This is a genomic window from Streptomyces sp. MK37H (assembly GCF_018035285.1).
Taxonomy (GTDB): domain Bacteria; phylum Actinomycetota; class Actinomycetes; order Streptomycetales; family Streptomycetaceae; genus Streptomyces; species Streptomyces endocoffeicus.
This window is the reverse complement of sequence record NZ_JAAAYH010000576.1, coordinates 1-4,534: the sequence shown is the minus strand read 5'-3', so window position 1 is coordinate 4,534 and position 4,534 is coordinate 1. Positions and strand designations below refer to the sequence as shown.

Annotated in this window: 3 protein-coding genes; all 3 read left to right on the top strand. The window is 71.0% G+C overall.

The window, feature by feature from the left end; all coding sequences use genetic code 11:
- A partial coding sequence (sucB, locus tag GWI24_RS40850) for a 2-oxoglutarate dehydrogenase, E2 component, dihydrolipoamide succinyltransferase (RefSeq protein ID WP_247617581.1) occupies window positions 1–998 on the top strand: 998 nt, incomplete at its 5' end.
- 117 nt (window positions 999–1,115) lie between these two features.
- Window positions 1,116–1,739, top strand: coding sequence for a GntR family transcriptional regulator (locus tag GWI24_RS40845; RefSeq protein WP_210951079.1), 624 nt, complete (start codon window positions 1,116–1,118; stop codon window positions 1,737–1,739).
- 91 nt (window positions 1,740–1,830) lie between these two features.
- Window positions 1,831–4,533, top strand: coding sequence for a pyruvate dehydrogenase (acetyl-transferring), homodimeric type (gene aceE / locus GWI24_RS40840; protein ID WP_210951078.1), 2,703 nt, complete (start codon window positions 1,831–1,833; stop codon window positions 4,531–4,533).
- The last annotated feature ends 1 nt before the right edge of the window (window position 4,534 follow it).

Genomic DNA, 4,534 nt, shown 5'->3' with positions numbered 1-4,534 from the left:
CCCCGGCCGCTCCGGCGCCCGCCCCGGCTCCGGCCGCCACCATCCCGGCTCCCGCGGCCCCCGAGGCCGAGGGCGCCTACGTCACCCCGCTGGTGCGCAAGCTCGCCGCCGAGAACAACGTGGACCTGTCCACGGTCAAGGGCACCGGCGTCGGCGGCCGCATCCGCAAGCAGGACGTCATCGCCGCCGCGGAGGCCGCCAAGGCCGCCCAGGCCGCCCAGGCCCAGGCGCCGGCCGCCGCCGCGCCGAAGGCCGCCCCGCAGGAGGTGTCCCCGCTGCGCGGCCAGACCATCAAGATGCCGCGGATGCGCAAGGTCATCGGCGACAACATGATGAAGGCCCTGCACAGCCAGGCCCAGCTGACCAGCGTGGTCGAGGTGGACGTCACCAAGGTCATGCGGCTGCGCGCCCGGGCCAAGGAGGCGTTCGCCCAGCGCGAGGGCGTCAAGCTCTCGCCGATGCCGTTCTTCGTGAAGGCCGCCGTCCAGGCGCTGAAGGCCCACCCGGCCATCAACGCCCGGATCAACGAGGACGACAACACCATCACGTACTTCGACGTGGAGAACGTCGGTATCGCGGTGGACGCCGAGAAGGGCCTGATGACCCCGGTCATCAAGAACGCCGGCGACCTCAACATCGCCGGTCTGTCCAAGAAGACGGCGGAGCTGGCGGGCAAGGTCCGCTCCAACAAGATCACCCCGGACGAGGTGTCCGGCGCCACCTTCACGATCAGCAACACCGGCTCGCGCGGTGCGCTGTTCGACACGATCATCGTGCCCCCGAACCAGGTCGCCATCCTGGGCATCGGCGCGACCGTCAAGCGCCCGGTGGTCATCAACCACCCGGAGCTGGGCGAGACCATCGCGGTGCGCGACATGACGTACGTGGCGCTCTCCTACGACCACCGCCTGGTGGACGGTGCCGACGCGGCCCGCTACCTGACGGCCGTCAAGGAGATCCTGGAGGCCGGCGAGTTCGAGGTGGACCTCGGGCTCTGATCCTCACCTCGGTTTCCCTGCCGCGCCCCGCACGGGCTTCCCGTGCGGGGCGCGGTTTTCATTACCGCGGTGCCGGGATAATGGCAGCTGTTCACCGCTGGTTCTAAGGAGATCCCCATGGCCGCGCCCGTCGTCCACTCGCTGCGCGAGCAGATCCGCGAGCACATCGTGGAGGGCATCGTCAGCGGCCGCTGGAAGCCGGGCGAGCGGATCGTGGAGCGCCGGATCGCCACCGAGCTGGAGGTCAGCCAGACGCCCGTACGGGAGGCGCTGCGGGAGCTGGAGTCGCTGCGGCTGATCGAATCGGCGCCGAACAAGGGCGTCCGGGTGCGGAATCTGACCGCCGCCGACCTGGAGGAGATCTATCCGGTACGGGCCGGGCTCGAGCAGATGGCGGCGGAGCTGGCCGCGCCGGTGCTGGCCGAGGACACCTCCGCCCTGGAGCCCGAGGTGTGGGCACTGTACGAGGCGGACCGCGCGGCCGACGGGGAGGCGCAGGTCCGGCACACCGTGGCGTTCCACCGGGAGCTGGTGCGGGCGTCGGGCAACAGCGTGCTGCTGCACACCTGGGAGTCGCTGGGCATCGAGATCTGGACGACGCTGTCGATCCGCTGGCTGGGCACCGTCCAGCAGTCGTACGCCGAGGAGCACCAAGCGGTGGTGGACGCCTTCAAGCGGCGGGACCCGCGGGTCGGCGAACTGGTCAAGGAGCATGTCCTCGGCTGTGCACCGCGTGCCTAGTTTCGCGGCACGGAATGCCAATTTCGGCTTACGGAGCACTTTTTCCTTGGCAGAGCTTTGATCGATCATCGATCAGTCCTACGGTTATTTCATGACCGATCTCGCACGCACGCAGCCGAGTGCGCTCGACCAGCTTCCCGACCGCGACCCCGAGGAGACCGCCGAGTGGGGCGCCTCCCTGGACGCTGTCACCCGGGCCGCCGGGTCGCACCGCGCCTCGTACCTCATGCGCCGCACCCTGGAGCGCGCCGAGAGCGCCGGGCTCGCGCTGCCGCCCCTGCTGGAGTCGGACTACCTCAACACCATTCCGACCGCCGCCGAGCCCGCGTTCCCGGGCGACGAGGCCATGGAGCGCCGCATCACCGCCTGGAACCGGTGGAACGCGGCGGCGATGGTCACCCGCGGCAGCCGTGACGGCCTCGGCGGTCACATCGCCACCTTCGCCTCCGCCGCCTGGCTCTACGAGACGGGCTTCCAGCACTTCTTCCGGGGCAAGGAGGCAGGGGGCACCTCCCGGTCGAAGACTGGGGGAGGGAGCGGCGACCAGCTCTACATCCAGGGCCACGCCTCCCCCGGCATCTACGCCCGCGCCTTCCTCGACGGGCGGCTGACCGAGCACCACCTGGACCACTTCCGCCGCGAGGCGGGCGGCGACGGTCTGCCGTCCTATCCGCATCCGCGCCGGCTGCCGTGGCTGTGGGAGTTCCCCACCGTCTCGATGGGGCTCGGCCCGATCTCCGCGATCTACCAGGCCCGCTTCAACCGCTATCTGGCGGCGCGCGGCATCAAGGACACCGCGAACTCCCACGTATGGGCCTTCCTCGGCGACGGCGAGATGGACGAGCCGGAGTCGACGGCCGCGCTCGCCCTGGCCGGGCGCGAGGGCCTGGACAACCTCACCTTCGTCATCAACTGCAACCTGCAGCGCCTCGACGGCCCGGTGCGCGCCAACTTCAAGATCGTGCAGGAGCTGGAGGCCCAGTTCCGCGCGGCGGGCTGGAACGTGATCAAGTCGCTGTGGGGCTCCGCCTGGGACGAGCTGTTCGCGCTGGACACCTCGGGCGCACTGGCCCGCCGGCTGCGCGAGGTCCCGGACGGCCAGTTCCAGACGTACGCGACCCGCGACGCGGCCTACATCCGCGAGCACTTCTTCGGGGCCGACCCCGAGCTGGCCCGGCTGGCCCAGGGGCTCACCGACGCCAAGCTCACCGAGTGCTTCCACACCTCGCGCGCGGGCCATGAGCCCCGCAAGGTGTACGCGGCATACCGCGCGGCCGTGGAGCACAAGGGCGCCCCGACCGTCGTCCTCGCCCAGACCGTCAAGGGCTGGACGCTGGGCCCCGGCTTCGAGTCGCGCAACGCCAACCACCAGATGAAGAAGCTGACGGGCAAGGAGTTCCGCGCCATGCGGGACCTCCTCGAACTCCCCATCCCGGACAGCAAGCTGGACGACGCCCTCGTGCCGTACGTCCACCCCGGCCCCGACTCCCCCGAGGTCCGCTACCTCCAGGAGCGCCGCGCGGCCCTCGGCGGCCCGGCCCCGGCCCGCCGGGTGCACCCGGTGGCCCTGCCCGAGCCGTCCGCGAAGCCGTTCCAGGCGCTCGCCAAGGGCTCCGGCAGCCAGGAGATCGCGACCACCATGGCCTTCGTCCGGCTGGTCAAGGACCTGATGCGGGAGAAGGAGACCGGGAAGCGCTGGGTGCCGATCGTGCCGGACGAGGCACGGACCTTCGGCATGGAGTCGCTCTTCCCCACCGCCGGGATCTACTCCCCGCTCGGCCAGACCTATGACCCGGTCGACCGCGATCAGCTCCTGTACTACAAGGAGGCCGCGAACGGTCAGATCCTCAACGAGGGGATCACCGAGGCCGGTTCGATGGCCGACTTCACCGCCGCCGCGACGTCGTACGCGACCCACGGCGAGCCGATGATCCCCTTCTACATCTTCTACTCGATGTTCGGCTGGCAGCGCACCGCCGACCAGATGTGGGCGCTGGCCGACCAGCTCGGCCGCGGCTTCCTCATCGGCGCCACGGCGGGCCGTACGACGATGACCGGCGAGGGCCTCCAGCACGCCGACGGCCACTCCCCGCTGATCGCCTCCACCAACCCGGCGGCGCTCGCCTACGACCCGGCGTTCGCCTACGAGGTGGGCGCGATCGTGCGGGAGGGTCTGCGGCGGATGTACGGCCCGGACGCCGAGGACGTCTTCTACTACCTGACGGTCTACAACGAGCCCAAGGTCCAGCCGGCGATGCCTGAGGGCGAAGGCGTCGAGGAGGGCATCCTCAAGGGCCTGTACCGCTATCAGGAGGCCACGGCCCCGGCCGAGGACTCCCCCCGTATCCAGCTCCTCGCCTCCGGCACCGCCATCCACTGGGCGCTGGAGGCCCAGAAACTCCTCGCCGACGACTGGGGCGTGGCCGCCGACGTGTGGTCCGCCACCTCCTGGAGCGAGCTGCGCCGCGACGCCCTGTCCTGTGACGCGGCGCAGCTCAAGGGCGAAGACCGGGTCCCGTACGTCACCCGTGCCCTGGCAGGCGCACCGGGCCCGGTCCTCGCCGTCAGCGACTGGATGCGCGCCGTCCCCGACCAGATCAGCCAGTGGGTCGAGCAGGACTGGTACTCGCTGGGCACGGACGGGTTCGGCCTCTCCGACACCCGCGAGGCCGCCCGCCGCCACTTCGGCGTGGACGCCCCGGCCATCGTGGTGGCCGCCCTGTCCCGCCTCGCCCGCCAGGGCGCGGTCCGCGCCACGGCCCCCAAGGAGGCCGCGGAGCGCTACGGCGTCTGAC

What these genes read in the sequence shown, in the direction of transcription:
- aceE (WP_210951078.1), top strand. Translation starts at nt 1,831, where the DNA reads ATGACCGATCTCGCACGCACGCAGCCGAGTGCGCTCGACCAGCTTCCC.
- GWI24_RS40845 (WP_210951079.1), top strand. Translation starts at nt 1,116, where the DNA reads ATGGCCGCGCCCGTCGTCCACTCGCTGCGCGAGCAGATCCGCGAGCAC.